18 protein-coding genes and 1 pseudogene are annotated in these 14,330 nt (G+C 39.1%); 12 read left to right on the forward strand and 7 right to left on the reverse strand.

Going from position 1 to position 14,330, the window contains the following annotated elements; translation table 11 throughout:
* Nucleotides 1–94: 94 nt before the first annotated feature.
* The 3 genes from rluB to AAEZ22_RS00015 all read right to left on the reverse strand — a co-directional run bounded on the left by rluB (nucleotide 95) and on the right by AAEZ22_RS00015 (nucleotide 2,228).
* The gene (gene rluB / locus AAEZ22_RS00005) at nucleotides 95–967 is read right to left on the reverse strand and encodes a 23S rRNA pseudouridine(2605) synthase RluB (RefSeq protein ID WP_011328023.1); all 873 of its coding nucleotides are present in this window, start codon (nucleotides 965–967) and stop codon (nucleotides 95–97) included.
* Nucleotides 964–1,554 (reverse strand): SMC-Scp complex subunit ScpB, encoded by a 591-nt coding sequence (gene scpB / locus AAEZ22_RS00010; RefSeq protein ID WP_352295672.1) that lies wholly within the window; start codon nucleotides 1,552–1,554, stop codon nucleotides 964–966. Before scpB ends, rluB begins: the two co-directional genes overlap by 4 nt.
* 152 nt (nucleotides 1,555–1,706) lie before the next feature.
* On the reverse strand, nucleotides 1,707–2,228 hold the full coding sequence (locus AAEZ22_RS00015; RefSeq protein ID WP_352295675.1) for an EF-hand domain-containing protein: 522 nt from the start codon (nucleotides 2,226–2,228) through the stop codon (nucleotides 1,707–1,709).
* Nucleotides 2,229–2,542: 314 nt separating this feature from the next.
* Between AAEZ22_RS00015 and xthA the strand changes: the two genes are divergently transcribed.
* The 3 genes from xthA to AAEZ22_RS00030 are packed head-to-tail and all read left to right on the forward strand — an operon-like array spanning nucleotide 2,543 to nucleotide 4,819.
* Nucleotides 2,543–3,349: an exodeoxyribonuclease III gene (gene xthA / locus AAEZ22_RS00020; RefSeq protein WP_011328020.1), complete on the forward strand. Its 807-nt coding sequence runs from the start codon at nucleotides 2,543–2,545 to the stop codon at nucleotides 3,347–3,349.
* 4 nt (nucleotides 3,350–3,353) lie between these two features.
* Entirely contained in the window at nucleotides 3,354–4,001 is a 648-nt protein-coding gene (locus AAEZ22_RS00025) for an energy-coupling factor ABC transporter permease (RefSeq protein WP_352295678.1), read from the forward strand.
* Nucleotides 3,998–4,819 (forward strand): putative RNA methyltransferase, encoded by an 822-nt coding sequence (locus tag AAEZ22_RS00030; RefSeq protein ID WP_309217063.1) that lies wholly within the window; start codon nucleotides 3,998–4,000, stop codon nucleotides 4,817–4,819. The genes AAEZ22_RS00025 and AAEZ22_RS00030 overlap by 4 nt, the downstream gene beginning before the upstream one ends.
* A 13-nt stretch (nucleotides 4,820–4,832) precedes the next feature.
* Here the strand turns inward: AAEZ22_RS00030 and yfbV are convergent, their stop codons facing one another.
* Nucleotides 4,833–5,279 (reverse strand): terminus macrodomain insulation protein YfbV, encoded by a 447-nt coding sequence (gene yfbV, locus AAEZ22_RS00035; protein WP_011328017.1) that lies wholly within the window; start codon nucleotides 5,277–5,279, stop codon nucleotides 4,833–4,835.
* A gap of 437 nt (nucleotides 5,280–5,716) precedes the next feature.
* Here yfbV and AAEZ22_RS18750 point away from each other — a divergent pair.
* The 5 genes and pseudogenes from AAEZ22_RS18750 to AAEZ22_RS00055 all read left to right on the forward strand — a co-directional run.
* Nucleotides 5,717–5,815 (forward strand): annotated as a pseudogene (locus tag AAEZ22_RS18750) (ACT domain-containing protein); the annotation flags it as partial.
* Between the two features lie 3 nt (nucleotides 5,816–5,818).
* Nucleotides 5,819–6,316, forward strand: coding sequence for a PTS glucose transporter subunit IIA (locus tag AAEZ22_RS00040; protein WP_309217062.1), 498 nt, complete (start codon nucleotides 5,819–5,821; stop codon nucleotides 6,314–6,316).
* A 4-nt stretch (nucleotides 6,317–6,320) separates the two neighbouring features.
* Nucleotides 6,321–6,665, forward strand: a complete 345-nt coding sequence (locus AAEZ22_RS00045; protein WP_086994314.1) for an ArsC family reductase — start codon at nucleotides 6,321–6,323, stop codon at nucleotides 6,663–6,665.
* Complete coding sequence (dapE, locus tag AAEZ22_RS00050) at nucleotides 6,665–7,795, forward strand: succinyl-diaminopimelate desuccinylase (protein ID WP_350593713.1); 1,131 nt, start codon at nucleotides 6,665–6,667, stop codon at nucleotides 7,793–7,795. The genes AAEZ22_RS00045 and dapE overlap by 1 nt, the downstream gene beginning before the upstream one ends.
* Nucleotides 7,795–8,478, forward strand: coding sequence for a M15 family metallopeptidase (locus AAEZ22_RS00055; RefSeq protein ID WP_352295682.1), 684 nt, complete (start codon nucleotides 7,795–7,797; stop codon nucleotides 8,476–8,478). The genes dapE and AAEZ22_RS00055 overlap by 1 nt, the downstream gene beginning before the upstream one ends.
* Here AAEZ22_RS00055 and AAEZ22_RS00060 read toward each other — a convergent pair.
* Entirely contained in the window at nucleotides 8,465–9,346 is an 882-nt protein-coding gene (locus AAEZ22_RS00060) for a DMT family transporter (RefSeq protein WP_352295685.1), read from the reverse strand. The genes AAEZ22_RS00055 and AAEZ22_RS00060 overlap by 14 nt on opposite strands.
* Nucleotides 9,347–9,552: 206 nt before the next feature.
* On the opposite strand from AAEZ22_RS00060, the gene AAEZ22_RS00065 reads away from it, so the two are divergent.
* From AAEZ22_RS00065 to AAEZ22_RS00080, 4 genes are read left to right on the forward strand one after another with little or no spacing between them, the layout of a single operon-like run.
* A complete protein-coding gene (locus tag AAEZ22_RS00065; RefSeq protein WP_352295688.1) occupies nucleotides 9,553–10,917 on the forward strand; it encodes a COG3014 family protein in 1,365 nt (454 codons plus the stop codon).
* Nucleotides 10,918–10,925: 8 nt separating this feature from the next.
* The gene (locus AAEZ22_RS00070) at nucleotides 10,926–11,351 is read left to right on the forward strand and encodes a YcfL family putative periplasmic lipoprotein (protein ID WP_058373255.1); all 426 of its coding nucleotides are present in this window, start codon (nucleotides 10,926–10,928) and stop codon (nucleotides 11,349–11,351) included.
* 11 nt (nucleotides 11,352–11,362) lie between these two features.
* Nucleotides 11,363–11,983, forward strand: coding sequence for a penicillin-binding protein activator LpoB (lpoB, locus tag AAEZ22_RS00075; RefSeq protein ID WP_192531688.1), 621 nt, complete (start codon nucleotides 11,363–11,365; stop codon nucleotides 11,981–11,983).
* Nucleotides 11,984–11,999: 16 nt separating this feature from the next.
* The gene (locus tag AAEZ22_RS00080; protein WP_086994301.1) at nucleotides 12,000–12,467 is read left to right on the forward strand and encodes an outer membrane lipoprotein; all 468 of its coding nucleotides are present in this window, start codon (nucleotides 12,000–12,002) and stop codon (nucleotides 12,465–12,467) included.
* Nucleotides 12,468–12,538: 71 nt separating this feature from the next.
* On the opposite strand, the gene AAEZ22_RS00085 is transcribed toward AAEZ22_RS00080, so the two are convergent.
* Together AAEZ22_RS00085 and AAEZ22_RS00090 are read right to left on the reverse strand one after the other, a co-directional pair.
* Nucleotides 12,539–13,756 carry a pyridoxal phosphate-dependent aminotransferase gene (locus tag AAEZ22_RS00085; RefSeq protein ID WP_011328004.1) on the reverse strand — a complete coding sequence of 406 codons (1,218 nt, stop codon included), beginning with the start codon at nucleotides 13,754–13,756 and terminating at the stop codon, nucleotides 12,539–12,541.
* A 130-nt stretch (nucleotides 13,757–13,886) separates the two neighbouring features.
* Complete coding sequence (locus AAEZ22_RS00090) at nucleotides 13,887–14,231, reverse strand: Hpt domain-containing protein (RefSeq protein WP_011328003.1); 345 nt, start codon at nucleotides 14,229–14,231, stop codon at nucleotides 13,887–13,889.
* Nucleotides 14,232–14,330 lie beyond the last annotated feature (99 nt).

Raw genomic sequence — 14,330 nt, forward strand, 5'->3', positions numbered from 1 at the left:
TATTGCAAGTAAATTCAACGCAGTTAGCGCTGAAAATAGCTGCTTGAGATAAGTTTATTATCCGGAGCTCAGGTTAATTTAACTAAATAGCAGGTTACTTACGTTTAGTTGGTTTAACACGTTGATTATGCTTTTTAACCGCTTTACGTATTTGGTTTATTTTGGCACGCTTATCTTTACGTTTTTCAGGCATTACAGAAAGCTTAGTTTGTGTTTCACGTCCTAACTTAACTGTTTTACGTAAATAGTTTACTGTGTCTAGGTCGTATTCAATCCAGCCACCTTGTGGTACGCGCTTATCAAGCTCTAATTTACCGTAACGAATACGAATTAAGCGAGAAACTTCAACCTCTTGTGATTGCCATAAACGACGAACTTCTCGGTTACGTCCTTCATTAAGCGTTACATTGTACCAACGGTTTATACCTTCGCCGCCCATAGGGTTAACCGTAAGAAACTTTGCTGGGCCATCTTCAAGTTCAACACCACGGGTTAAATTTTTAATGGTTTCTTTGGTTACTTCACCAAATACACGGGCTGAGTATTCACGTTCAACTTCGTAACTTGGGTGCATAAGTCGGTTTGCTAATTCACCATCGTTAGTAAACAACATCAAGCCTGCGGTATTAATATCTAATCGGCCAACCGCAATCCAGCGCTCGCCATCAATACGAGGGAGGCGGTCAAATACAGTACGACGACCTTCAGGATCTTTACGCGTGCTTAACTCACCTTCAGGCTTGTTATACATAATTACGCGACAAATTCTATCCGCTTTTTCTTCAATTTTTACCGTATGGCCATCAACACGAATTGAATCTGTTTCTTCAACACGATCGCCTAATTTAGCCACTTTGCCGTTAACGCTAACGCGGTTTGCATCAATGTATTTTTCCATTTCACGGCGTGAGCCTACGCCAGCACGGGCTAGGACTTTTTGTAACTTTTCACCTTGTATAACACTCATTCGGATGGTTCTCTCACAGAAGGATCACTTAATAACTGGTTAATTTTACTTTGCTGTTGCTCTGGCAAGGCAGGTAAATTATCTAAACCTGTTATCGAAAAATAATCTAAAAATTGTTTAGTAGTCGCATATAGCGCCGGCTTACCCGGCACTTCTTTGTGACCTACCACTTTAATCCACTCTCTTTCGAGTAGTGTTTTAATAATATTTGACCCCGTAGTAACACCACGCACTTGTTCTATTTCGGCGCGTGTAATTGGTTGCCTATAAGCAATTAGCGATAACGTTTCGAGCAATGCACGCGAATATTTGGGCGCGCGCTCTTGCCATAAATTACTTAGCCAAGGGCTTAAGCTACTACATGCCTGAAAACGATAACCACTGCCTACTTCTACCAAACGAATACCACGGGTCTGAAAATGTGTTTGTATTGCTGTTATTGCATCGTTTATACGCGCCATAGATATTGCTAAATCGCCTAAAACAACATCCTTTAGATGACGTTTACTTAACGGTTTGTCAGCAACAAAAATCACCGCTTCAATGATCTCAATTAATTGCTCATCACTAACTCGCCGACCCACCATAAACGCTCTTAAACTAATAAACACACACAGCCGACTATTATGCCAGAACTACAGCAAAGTAGGAAAACATATCGAGCAATTTAGTAAATCAAAGCCACAAAAAAAGCCAGTGCACAGCACTGGCTCCTTCCTCACACTTTAAAATGGTGTGCTTAGCTGTTATTGGCGCTTTTAAGTGCGTCGTCTTCAGCGACTGTATTGCCATATTTTTTTATGTAAGTTACAAATTCACGTTTGCTAACACGCTTGTCTTTATTTAAATCCATATAGCCAAAGTGATTTGAAATATCATCATCGTCTGCTTCTTCAACCGAAATATAGCCACTTTTATCGTTATCTAAACTCGAGAAACTGCTTTGTATTTTATCAAATTTAGTAATACCCGCTTTAAATGCTGATTCGCTTACTTCACTGTCTGTGGCAACTTTTCCGGTATTTAATTGCATGTACGCATTAAATTCATTGCGACTTATTTGATTATCCATATTGGTATCAATATTTGAAAAGTGTTGCCAAATATTATCGTCATCGGCTTCAACTTTCGAAATAAAACCATCACTATCGTTATCTAAACTTGCAAAGTCACTATCAATTTTATCTAACCCTTGGTTAGATGCACAAGCTGCTAAGCTTAACGTTGCTAAAATAGTAGTGGCTAATGTTAACTTTTTCATAAGACGTATCCTTGTAGTTAATTAATGTCAATTTAACTAATACAAGTTAAATGCCAAAAACACTAACCTTTTAAAATCAATTAGTTACAACGTAAATATAAGTATGAAAACTAACGTAGCGCATTATAGCAATGAAAGCTTTGCTTCATGCCTTGTAATTTTTGCAAAAATATTGGTGTAATATCGGACATTACAGCGAGTGTTTTTACACTTAAAAGTTCAGCCAATAACTTCCTTTTTTCGGGCGTGTTATGTAAGTGTATTTACTGATATAATTTAACGCATTATATAGAACCAATTTTAAGGTATATGCTATGAAAGTGATTTCTTTCAATATCAATGGTCTGCGTGCGCGTCTTCATCAATTACAAGCTATTATCGACAAACATCAACCCGATATTATTGGCCTACAAGAAATTAAAGTTCATGACGAAGCGTTCCCACTAGAAGATGTACAAAAAATGGGATATCACGTTTATTATCATGGCCAAAAAGCCCATTACGGCGTAGCTATGTTATGCAAAAAAGAACCTAAATCGGTATTTAAAGGCTTTGCCACTGATACTGAAGAGTCACAAAAGCGCATGATCAGTGTTACCGTAGAGCAAGACAATGGCCGTGATTTAACGGTAATGAATGGTTATTTCCCGCAAGGTGAAAACATTAATCACGAAACCAAGTTCCCATATAAACGTCAGTTTTATAAAGATTTAATGACCCACCTGCAAACAAATCATACCCCTGATGAAGACGTGATTGTAATGGGCGATATTAATATTTCACCTACCAACCTAGATATAGGTATTGGCGAAGTAAATGCTAAACGTTGGTTAAAAACCGGTAAATGTTCTTTTCAACCGATAGAGCGTGAATGGCTGGCAACATTACTTAATTGGGGCTTTAAAGACACCTTTAGAGAGCAAAACCCAGAAACCAGCGATCAATACTCGTGGTTTGACTACCGCTCAAAAGGGTTTTTAGATAACCGTGGCCTACGAATTGATGTTGTACTTGCAACACATGAGCTAGCCGCGCGTTGTATAGACACAGGTATAGATTACGAATTACGTGGCATCGAAAAGCCATCGGATCATGCCCCTATTTGGTCTGAATTTAAATAACCCTATGCTTAGCCTCCCAATGCAAGGGCTACTTTGGGCCCTTGTAATCGCTATAAGCTTATTTAGTATTGATAAAGCGACCTATAAAGCACTCTACAATGTACCCATACGCCAAACAGGAGTACTTGCATGTGCGTTGGTGTTTGCTGTTTTATGGCGCATTAAAGCTGGTATTTTAACGGGCCTTGATTTACATATTTTAGGTATTACTGCAGCTACACTTATACTCGGTTGGCGTTTAACTATTTTAAGTAGTGTTCTGGCAACGGTGCTATTAGCCGCATTTGGTTTAATTGAGTTTGAGTTACTGCCAGTGCAATTGCTTATTGGCGCATTTATTCCTATTTTATTGAGCTACTTGGCTTTTATTGTTAGTTATCAGTATTTACCGCGCCACTTTTTTGTTTATATATTTGTATGTGCGTTTATTACGGCTGGGTTTATCGCCTGTATAAAAATAGCTTTAGGGGCATTATTTTATCTTGCTATTGGTCAATATAGCTGGCAACAATTAGCAGATAATTACGTTTACTTAAGCGCTATTATTTGGCTGCCAGAAGCCATGTTAAACGGTATGGCTATTACAATTATGATCACTTATCGCCCACATTGGGTAAAAACTTTTTACGATAAGGACTACCTAGGCTCATGAGTCTTGAATATAGCTGCCCACTGTGTAGCAACTCACTAATAAAAACAGCTAATATGCTTCGCTGTGAAAACAACCATAGTTTTGACTTTGCAAAAGAAGGCTATGTAAATTTATTGCCTGTACAGCAAAAAAACTCAAAACAACCTGGTGACTCATTAGAAATGGTGCAAGCCAGGCGCGCTTTTTTAGAGCGCAACTATTATGCTTTTTTACAGCACGAACTTGGCCAAATTATTAGTGATATAGCAGCTAATAATATTATTGATTTAGGGTGTGGTGAAGGGTTTTACACCCAAGCTTTAGCTAATAATACCCAAGCCACTGTGTACGGGGTTGATATATCGAAGGCGGCGGTAAAATATGCGGCAAAACGCTATAGCAATTGCCACTTTAGCGTGGCATCTATTAGCCAAGCACCTTTTAAAAGCTACTTTGCCGATGTATTGGTCAGTGTATTCGCACCATTATTTACTCAAGAACTAGCAAGACTTGCTAAACCCGGTTCAACACTCGTAGTGGCAAGCCCCGGACCTAAGCATTTAAAAGAGTTAAAAGAGTATATTTACTCCAGTGTTAATGAACATACACAAATAGAAGTGCCTGCAATGTTTACACAAACGTCGCAAACACTTATCACAGAGCAAGTTACCTTGAACTTTAGTGACGTTAAAAACTTAATAATGATGACACCATTCGCGTGGAAGTTCAGACCCGAGCACTGGCTAGCGCTCGAAGAAAAAGGTGAGCATAGTGTCACCTTATCGTTTTATATTACACAATTTACAAGAGACAAAAGCGTAGCTGTTGCGCATATATAAAGGCAACAGGCGCTTAAAATTGCTCTTTAGTGAACGTTTTGTCCATTTTATCAAACATATCGTTAAGTAATTCTTCAAGCTCCAAGTAACGGGGCTTTTTTTCGCTGCGCTGTGCTTGATAGCCATTAGCGACCATTTTAGCATAAAGCTCGTTATACCAACGTTGCATAGCAGGCTCTAACTCGGTTTGCGCTCGTTTTCCTAACCATAACAAACCTTGTAAAGGGAGCGATATAAAAAAAAGCGCGCTTGCAATTGCTTGCGGTAAAAAGTCAGAGCCAAGATAATTTAACTGAAAAAATAACGTTAGCATGGCTAATATTGGCATTACCGTAATCGCCAACTCTGTCGCCTTTATTACTTTAAACTCAGCAAACAAGGGGGCTAATTCTTTTCGCATTGGCCATTTTTTAGCGTACACACGCCCTATTTGTACTTGCGACATCACACTTTTTTGCATCATGACTCCTCATACATAATATCAACACTACCAATAATATTGGTTGTTTTTATGGTAGTGTAACACAAATTATTTTATATGGAATTTTCATAAAAACGCACTGAATGAGTAAAAAATCACTCATGCTTTAAGGCCTTTTAGTATGAACAGGTTTCACCTGAATATTAATACATACGCTATTAAGTGCTAAATGGATCTTTTCTAAACTAATAATTTTAGACATTATAATCAGTATGTTAAACCACTTATACGCCACAATTCCCACAGTTATCCACAGAAAATGTGGACAACATAATTACCCTTACTTTTGCTAACGTAACCACAACTCGCTTAGTTACTGTTACTGCTTTAATTTAGGGTTAATAATCTATACTATAACCTTATAGTTATTGCTGTTCGTCGGGCTTTTAATGTCAAAACAAACATTACAATTGCATAGCACTGTCGATACCGATTATATATTAATAAAAAAACACACTGTAGATTTAGCTATTACCGCTTTAAAAAAAGATGGCTATAACATAATTTTTGAGTGACTTATGAAACCGCAAACAATAGATTATTTAGCTCAAAATAAATTACCTCGTCATGCCATTAATATTACTAGCCCATTTTCAGGAAAAGTAATAGCACTTAACGAACACCCCGAACCTCTTTTTCGCTTTGGCACATTAGGGCCAGGCATTATGGTACAGCTAAGCAACCATAAAATTTTAGCCCCATTTGATGGCACTTTGCTGCAAGTAAAAAATGCCGGCACCGAATTTATTTTACAAGCTAAAAACGGCCTAAAAGTACTAATTAATTTAACTATTTTGAGTTCGCAACACATTACCCATACCCACATAGCTCAGTTAAATGGTAGCAAAATATGTAAAGGCCAACGCCTTGCTTATTTTGATTTACGCGAACTTGACGCACCTATGCTAGCAAGTTTAATTTTGCTCAATGGCCACAGCCTAGGTACATTTCACTTTTCACACTCGCAGGTAAATGCGGGTGTCGATACTTTATTAACTATTATTAAAAAGAAGTAGATTTATGATCACCCTTTACGGCATAAGCAATTGCGACACTATAAAAAAAGCTAAAAAATACTTAACCGATAACAACATTGAGTTTACTTTTCATGACTATCGCAAAGATGGCGTAAACGAGAGTATGGTTAGTAACTTTGCTGATAAACTTGATTGGGAGCAGCTTGTAAACAAGCGTGGCACCACTTACCGCGCCTTAAGCGATGATGAAAAACAAAGCTTAACTAAAGAAAAAGCGATACCGTTATTAGTTGAGCAACCTGCAATGATAAAACGCCCTGTATTGGTTAATAACAACGAGTACCACTTAGGTTTTAAAGCAGCACAATACGATGAGATTTTTAAATAATGACAGATGACGTAATCGCTCTAGCGCAAGCGTTAATACAACGCGAGTCGGTAACACCTGAAGATGCTGGCTGCCAACAAATGATGAACGATAGATTGCAAGCAGTTGGCTTTAACATCGAATCGTTATTTTTTACCGACACCTTAAATACCTGGGCACGCAAAGGGACGCAATCGCCACATTTTTGTTTTGCCGGGCACACCGATGTAGTCCCCACTGGCCCTGAAAAAAACTGGCAGTACCCGCCATTTTCTGGCCTAGTTGAAAATGGTTTATTACACGGGCGCGGTGCAGCCGATATGAAAGGCTCATTGGCTGCTATGCTGGTTGCTACTGAACGTTTTGTAACAAAGCATCCAGATCATAAAGGCTCTATTTCTTTTTTAATTACTTCAGATGAAGAAGGCCCATTTATAAACGGCACTACTCGGGTAATTGACACCCTAGAAGCGCGCGGTGAAAAAATAGATATGTGTTTAGTTGGCGAGCCTTCATCTCGTGATGTATTAGGCGATGTAGTTAAAAATGGACGCCGAGGCTCACTTACCGGCTTTTTAACTGTTAAAGGTATACAAGGGCATGTGGCATACCCGCAGTTAGCGCAAAACCCTATTCATTTAACTACCCCTGCCCTCACTGAGCTAAGCCAAACAGTATGGGATCACGGTAACGAGTACTTTCCCGCCACTAGTTTTCAAATTTCAAATATAAATGGCGGCACTGGGGCCGGTAATGTGATCCCCGGGGAGTTAGAAGTACAGTTTAACTTTAGGTTTAGTACTGAAGTTACTCATACGCAATTACAACAACGCGTTAACGCTATTTTACAGCAGCATAATTTAAATTATGAATTAAGCTGGATTGTAAACGGCCAACCGTTTTTAACAGAGCACGGCCCACTGGTTGACGCCACAGTAAAGGCAATTAAATCGGTAACCGGTTTAACAACAAATCTAGAAACGACTGGCGGTACATCAGACGGGCGTTTTATTGCTCAAACCGGCGCTAAAGTAATTGAGCTTGGCCCGCGCAATGCCACTATTCATAAAGTAGATGAATGTGTAAGTACCGATGACTTAATTGCACTGTGCGATATTTACGAGCAAATTTTAGAAAACCTACTAACGTAATGAACTCAAAAAAAATAACCACAATGTGTATTACAGGAAAAAGTAATACACATTTAACCCAAATACAAAATCATCGTTTGCACTGCAATATTGTTAATGATTTTTTAGCACTGCAAAGTGCCGCAAAAGCAGCAGGGTTTGAGCTTACAATCGCCTCCAGCTTTCGTGACTTTAACCGCCAAGCGGCTATTTTCAATGCTAAATTTTCAGGTGCACGCCCTGTTTATAATAAACAACAGCAAGTTGTTGAGTTAGATGGCTTGAGCGATATAGATAAGTGTATTGCCATTATGCTCTACTCTGCACTGCCTGGCGCAAGTAGACATCATTTAGGAACAGATTTAGATGTGTTTGATAAAGCGGCAGTGAGTGATGATTACCAGTTGCAACTCACGCCCGATGAATATCAACAAAGTGGCCCATTTGAACCACTGAGCGACTGGCTAGATGCTAACTTAGCAATGTTTGGATTTTATCGGCCTTATCAGCATGACTTAGGTGGTGTAGCCCCCGAGCTTTGGCATATTAGCCATATTAAGCAGTCGCAATTACTGGTTAATATGCTTAGTCTGCCAGTGCTGTATGAGTGTATAAGTAATAGTGACTTATTAGCCAAAGAGGCTATTTTAGCCAACTTACCCATGCTTTATGAGCGCTTTATAATTAACGTTAGCCCTGTTTAGCAAACTGTTTTTTATTGAGCGTAAATACCAGTACTGCCCCTAAAATAACACTGCTGGCAACTATAAATTGCACAGTTAACTGCTCAGATAAAAACACCACGCCTGCAATGGCAGCAAGCACAGGTACACATAGCTGCACCACTGCTGCTTGGGTGCTTTTTAATTTTGGCATTGCCGTATACCAAATACTGTAACCAATACCTGAAGCTATTGCGCCACTGGCACATGCAAGTAACACCCCTTCTATACGGATACTTTTTATATAACCCATGCCTATTATTAGCAATATAGGCAAAGCAACTAAGCTGCGAATAAAGTTAAATGCAGAGGTTCTCAGTGGTGATATACAAACTTTCCCTCGTATACTATACACACCCCACGCTATGCCACTAATGGCCATAAGGGTCGCTCCAAACAATGAAGGCATTGCAGCAGAGGGCAACATTAAATAAACAAAGCCGGCAAAAGCGCTTATAAATGCCAACCATTGTAATAGGCTTAATTGCTCTTTATTATAAATTCCCCAGCCAATCATAGTAAGTTGTACTGCTGAAAATAAAATAAGTGCACCAGTGCCAGTATCAAGCTCTATATACGCGATGGAAAAACACAATGCATAAACCAGCAAACTAATACTGCTTCGCCAGCTTCCTGTATCTTTTAATATTTCGCTATTAAACGTGCCGTTACGTTTTGTAGTATTAGTATAAAGCAGCATAATAATGGCTAAACACACAGCCCCGCTAAGTAAGCGAATAATAGTAAAGTTCCATGCATCTATATACCCTTGTGCTAGCGCCATTCTGCACAATAAAGAGTTAGCGGCAAACGCAATTAAAGCACTTAAAGTGTACAACGTTGTTTTCAAAAACAATCCTTAGCTAAAATAAATACAGTTTAACACTGTCAATTCAGTGGTTTTTAGATTTAGTTATTATAATAACAGTGCAATTATTAATACGATTAACGCTTCGTTCACTGCTCGGCAGTTATGCTACGCTTTTTTACAATATTTCACATATTTTTTTAATGGGTGTATGTTAATCTTATTAAGTAAATTTAAAGGAGTGCTCAGTGCGCCGCAGCTTAATATTTAGTTTTTGTTTTATTTTAAGTGGTTGTAGTACCATAGGATTTAGCGATCTATTTAATGACTATGCGACTCAAGTAACCCCTGTAAGACAAGCAATAGAGAGTAACAACATAGCACAAGCGCAGTCGCTTATTGCTAAAAACAGTAGTATGCACAGTAGCTACTTGCTTAATCAACTAGAGCAAGCGCGCCTAGCCGACTTAGCTAACATGCAAGCCGATGCACAAAGCCAATTTGAAAACGTTTATCAACAAGTACACAACAAGCGCGAGGCTGCCAAAGTTCAGCTCAGTAGCGGGCTTGAACAAAGTAATGCTTTATTTACCAACGACTCGGCTATTACTTATATACCTGCCCCTTATGAAATGAGCATGCTGCATAGTTATAAAGCGCTTAATTACGTATATAAAAATGATGTTGAAGGTGCATTAGTTGAAGTTAGACGGGCTAATAAAGTACAAGTAGACGCACTTATTCAAAATCAGGCAGCGCTAGATTCCGCTACAAAAGAAGCGCAGCAGCATTATCCAAGTATGAGCAAGGTTACCCGAGACGTTAAAAATGGCTTTCAAAATGCTTATACTTTTTATTTATCCGCTTTATTGTACCAAAGCAGTAAACAGTATGATGATGCCTACATTGACTATAAAAAAGCACTCGAAATACAACCCAACAATATTTATTTGCAACGTGATGTACTTCGCCTTGCTAAAAAACAAGGCTTTGATCAAGACCTAAGTGAGTTTAAAAAGCGCTTTGGTGAGGCAGCAAATATACCGTCTGAACAAGGCGAAGTAGTTATATTATTTGAACAAGGCTTAGTGCTTAAGCAACACGAATTTAAATTACGTTTACCTATTTTTACCTCTGGTGGTAATGCACGTTTTTATAGCTTAGCTATGCCAGTTTATAAAGACAACGCCTATGTTCGTAGCATTAATAACATCAGTATTAATGCCCAAAACTTAGTATTAAGCCCGCTAGTGCACATAGAATCACTGGCTGCTAAAACGTTAGAAGATCAAATACCTGCCAGAATAGCGCGGCAAATACTACGTTTAGTCGCCAAAGAAAAAGTACGAGCCGAACTGGCTCGTAGCACCGGAGACGTAGGTAATATAATTGCGAACATTTATAACTTAGCCTCTGAGCAAGCCGATACACGTAGTTGGCTCACGCTACCAAATCAAATAAGTGTGGCGCGAAGTAGCTTAAACAGCGGCGCGCATTCATTAACCATAGGCACGCAAGCGCCAATAAATTTTACCGTTAGTAAGCAAAGGTTAACCTTAATTTATCTAACCTCTATAAATAACTACTTTAATTATCATGTAGTACAACTCTAGGAGCGATTATGAGATACATAATGCCATTATTTGCGGTTTTAATACTCAGTGCCTGTGCTGGCAAACCAGACACATCGGGTATAGCAATTGAGCAAGGTAATAAAACATTTAATCAGCAACTACGTGTTGATAACCCAGAGCTTGGTGAGAAACTAGCTATTAGTGACGTAAAAACACGTCAAACAAACCAATTAACTGACGTGGTAGTTACCTTAGCAAGCCAATATAAAAAGTCGCAATACTTACAGTATCAATTTAATTGGTACGACAAAGACGGCTTTGTTATTAAGGGCAATCACTCCCCTTGGCAAGCAATTACCTTATTTGGCTTTGCACAAACACAATTACCAGGCCTAGCACCCAGCCCAGATGCAGTTACCTTCTCATTAGCAGTAAGAGAAGTGTCTACCGATGCGCAAGAATTTAAAGAATAAAGGAAATAACAATGATCATACGTAAAAGATTCAAAACAGCTTCAACTTACGCGCTTATTGGTTTAAGTGCATTAGTATTAAGTGGTTGTGCAAATAAAGCGGTAGTTAGTTATGGCGACGCACAAGCCGTAGAAACCACTGACATTAACTTTGGCTCTACCGATTTACAAAAAGTAGCCAGCCAAATGACCGATTCACTATTAAGCTCTCCGGTTGTTGGCACCATGACCGCCAATAAACGCCCTGTGGTATTTGTTGAAAGAATTAAAAACAAAACCAGCGAGCACATTGATACCGAATCAATCACCGACTCTATTTCAACTCAGTTACTGCGTAGCGGAAAATTTAGATTTGTTGATATGACCCGAGTTGAAGCTATACGTGAGCAGCTTAAATTTCAAAACGAAGATGCATTAGTTAACCCCACGACTGCTGTGGCATTTGGTAAACAAATTGGTGCGCAGTATATGCTGTATGGCAACTTATCAAGCATAGTTAAATCCAATGCTGACAAATCAGACGTATACTATAAATTTACCATGCGTTTAATGGATATGGAAAGTGGCTTAGTTGAATGGGCTGACGAAACAGAAATTCGTAAAACGAAAGAAAAATCAACCTTTGGCTGGTAGTCAATAGGAGTTAATTATGAAAGCGATTACTGTATTAATGTGTACATTACTTACAATTAGCGCACCTGCATTGGCTAATTACGAGCGCAATAAAGCAGTAGCAGTACAACAAGTGCTATTTGGCGATGTGCAATCAGTGCGTAATATTACTGAGCAAGAGCTAGTACAAGATCAAAGCAATGGTTGGAAAACATTTGGCGGCGCTTTGCTTGGCGGCGTTGTTGGTAATCAGTTTGGCGGTGGCAGCGGGCGTACCGTTGCTACTATTTTGGGCTCAGTGATAGGCGGCAATGTAGCGCATAATCAACAGCAAAAAAGCCATTACCAACAAACTCGTTTAGTAGAGTTATTAATACAAGTTGAAAATGGCGATCAATTTATGGTGGTTCAAAATCAAGACCAATCAATGCGCTTTAGCAAAGGCGATAGTGTAAGGCTGGTGTATTTAAACGATAACAGCGTACGTGTTGATAAAGCCTATTAATAGCAATTATATTAACTTTAGCATAAGTAAAAACGAGCCTAAATTGGCTCGTTTTTTGTGTGTTTTAAAAGTTAGGCTTGTCGGTAATCTTTAAAAAAGCGCTGCATTTTAGTCATCGCATCCGTTAAATCATCTTTGTTGGGTAAAAACACCAATCTAAAATGATCAGGCTCAGGCCAGTTAAATGCACGCCCATGCACCAGTAATATTTTTTCAGCTTTGAGTAAATCAAACATCATTTGCTCATCGCTTTTAATATTAAAGCGCGCGGTATCTACTTTAGCAAAAGCATATAAGGCACCTTTTGGTTTTACGCAGCTAATACCCTCTATTGCATTGAGCCCGCGCCACGCTATATCACGCTGTACATACAAACGCCCGCCTGGATTAATTAGGTTGTCGATTGATTGTACTCCGCCCAATGCTTGTTGAATGGCATATTGAGCAGGTACGTTAGCGCACAAACGCATAGATGATAAAATTTCTAGGCCTTTGCGTAAGTCACTCATAACCGACGTACGCCCACTTAACACCATCCAGCCCATTCTTAGGCCAGCAGCACGGTACGTTTTTGCTAAACCGTTAAAGGTAATAATAGGCACATCGTCGCACAGTGCACCAATTGAGCTATGCGTAATGCCGTCGTATAAAATCTTTTCGTAAATTTCATCACTTAACAGTAGTAACTTGTGCTCACGCGCTATGTCAATTAACTGCTGCAGTAAATCATCGCTATACACAGCCCCTGTCGGGTTATTTGGATTGATCAATACTAATGCTTTGGTTTTAGAGGTGATTTTACTTTTTATATCAGCAATATCCGGAAACCAATCTTGCTCTTCATCACATAAATAATGCACCGGATTGCCACCAGAGAGCTTTACTGCAGCGGTCCACAGAGGGTAATCGGGAGCGGGGATCAGCACTTCATCGTCATTATTTAACAATGCCTGCGTAACCATTTGAATCAGTTCGCTAACGCCATTGCCAATATAAATGTTATCTACATCTAAATTATATAAACCGCGTTGTTGATAATGCTGATAAATAGCCACCCGCGCCGAATAAAGCCCTTTAGAATCACAATAACCTTGGGCTGAATATAAATTGCGAATAATATCGCGGTGCATATCTTCTGGCATATCAAAGCCAAACGCAGCCGGATTACCAATGTTTAGCTTTAAAACTTTTTGGCCTTCGTCTTCCATTTTTTTAGCTTGGACTAAAACAGGGCCGCGAATGTCATAACAGACACCGTCTAATTTATGACTCATTTTAATTTCTGACATTACTACCTCTAAAGGGCACGAATAACCCTTAGAATAACTTAGTAAAGACGTAAAACACTAGTCAATTTAGTAACTTAATACTGAAATAAATTCATGTTTAATGCCTAAACCTACGCCTTTACTTATCTGCTTAACGTGATGCCAACCAGTTATTTAATAGCGTTTGAGATTGCGCCACTTGCGTCATTAACTGCGCTGATGCAGCAGTGGCTTGAGCTAAGTTATCGTTATTTAAACTTTGTTCAATTTCACCCGCTACCGCGGCCAAGCTATCGGCACCAAATTGAGCCGCATTCGACTTTAAACTATGAGCGTGGCGCACCGACGCTTCTTTATCTTGCCCAATTGTGGCCAACACTTCTGAGCCTAAGCGCTCAAATTCCACACAACAAAAGTCGAGAGTAGCTGCAAATTGCTCACCTAATAACGATTCCATACTCTCTAATGCTGCTTCGTTAATACTTACTTCTGTCATATTTTAACCCTTAAAAACAATCTATACTTAATTAACCTTAATCTATAACACTCTATAGCTAAGCGTAAAAAAATCCAACTTAATTACCTTATAAATGTA

The sequence above is a fragment of the Pseudoalteromonas sp. 20-MNA-CIBAN-0454 genome (assembly GCF_040308685.1).
Classification (GTDB): domain Bacteria; phylum Pseudomonadota; class Gammaproteobacteria; order Enterobacterales; family Alteromonadaceae; genus Pseudoalteromonas; species Pseudoalteromonas nigrifaciens.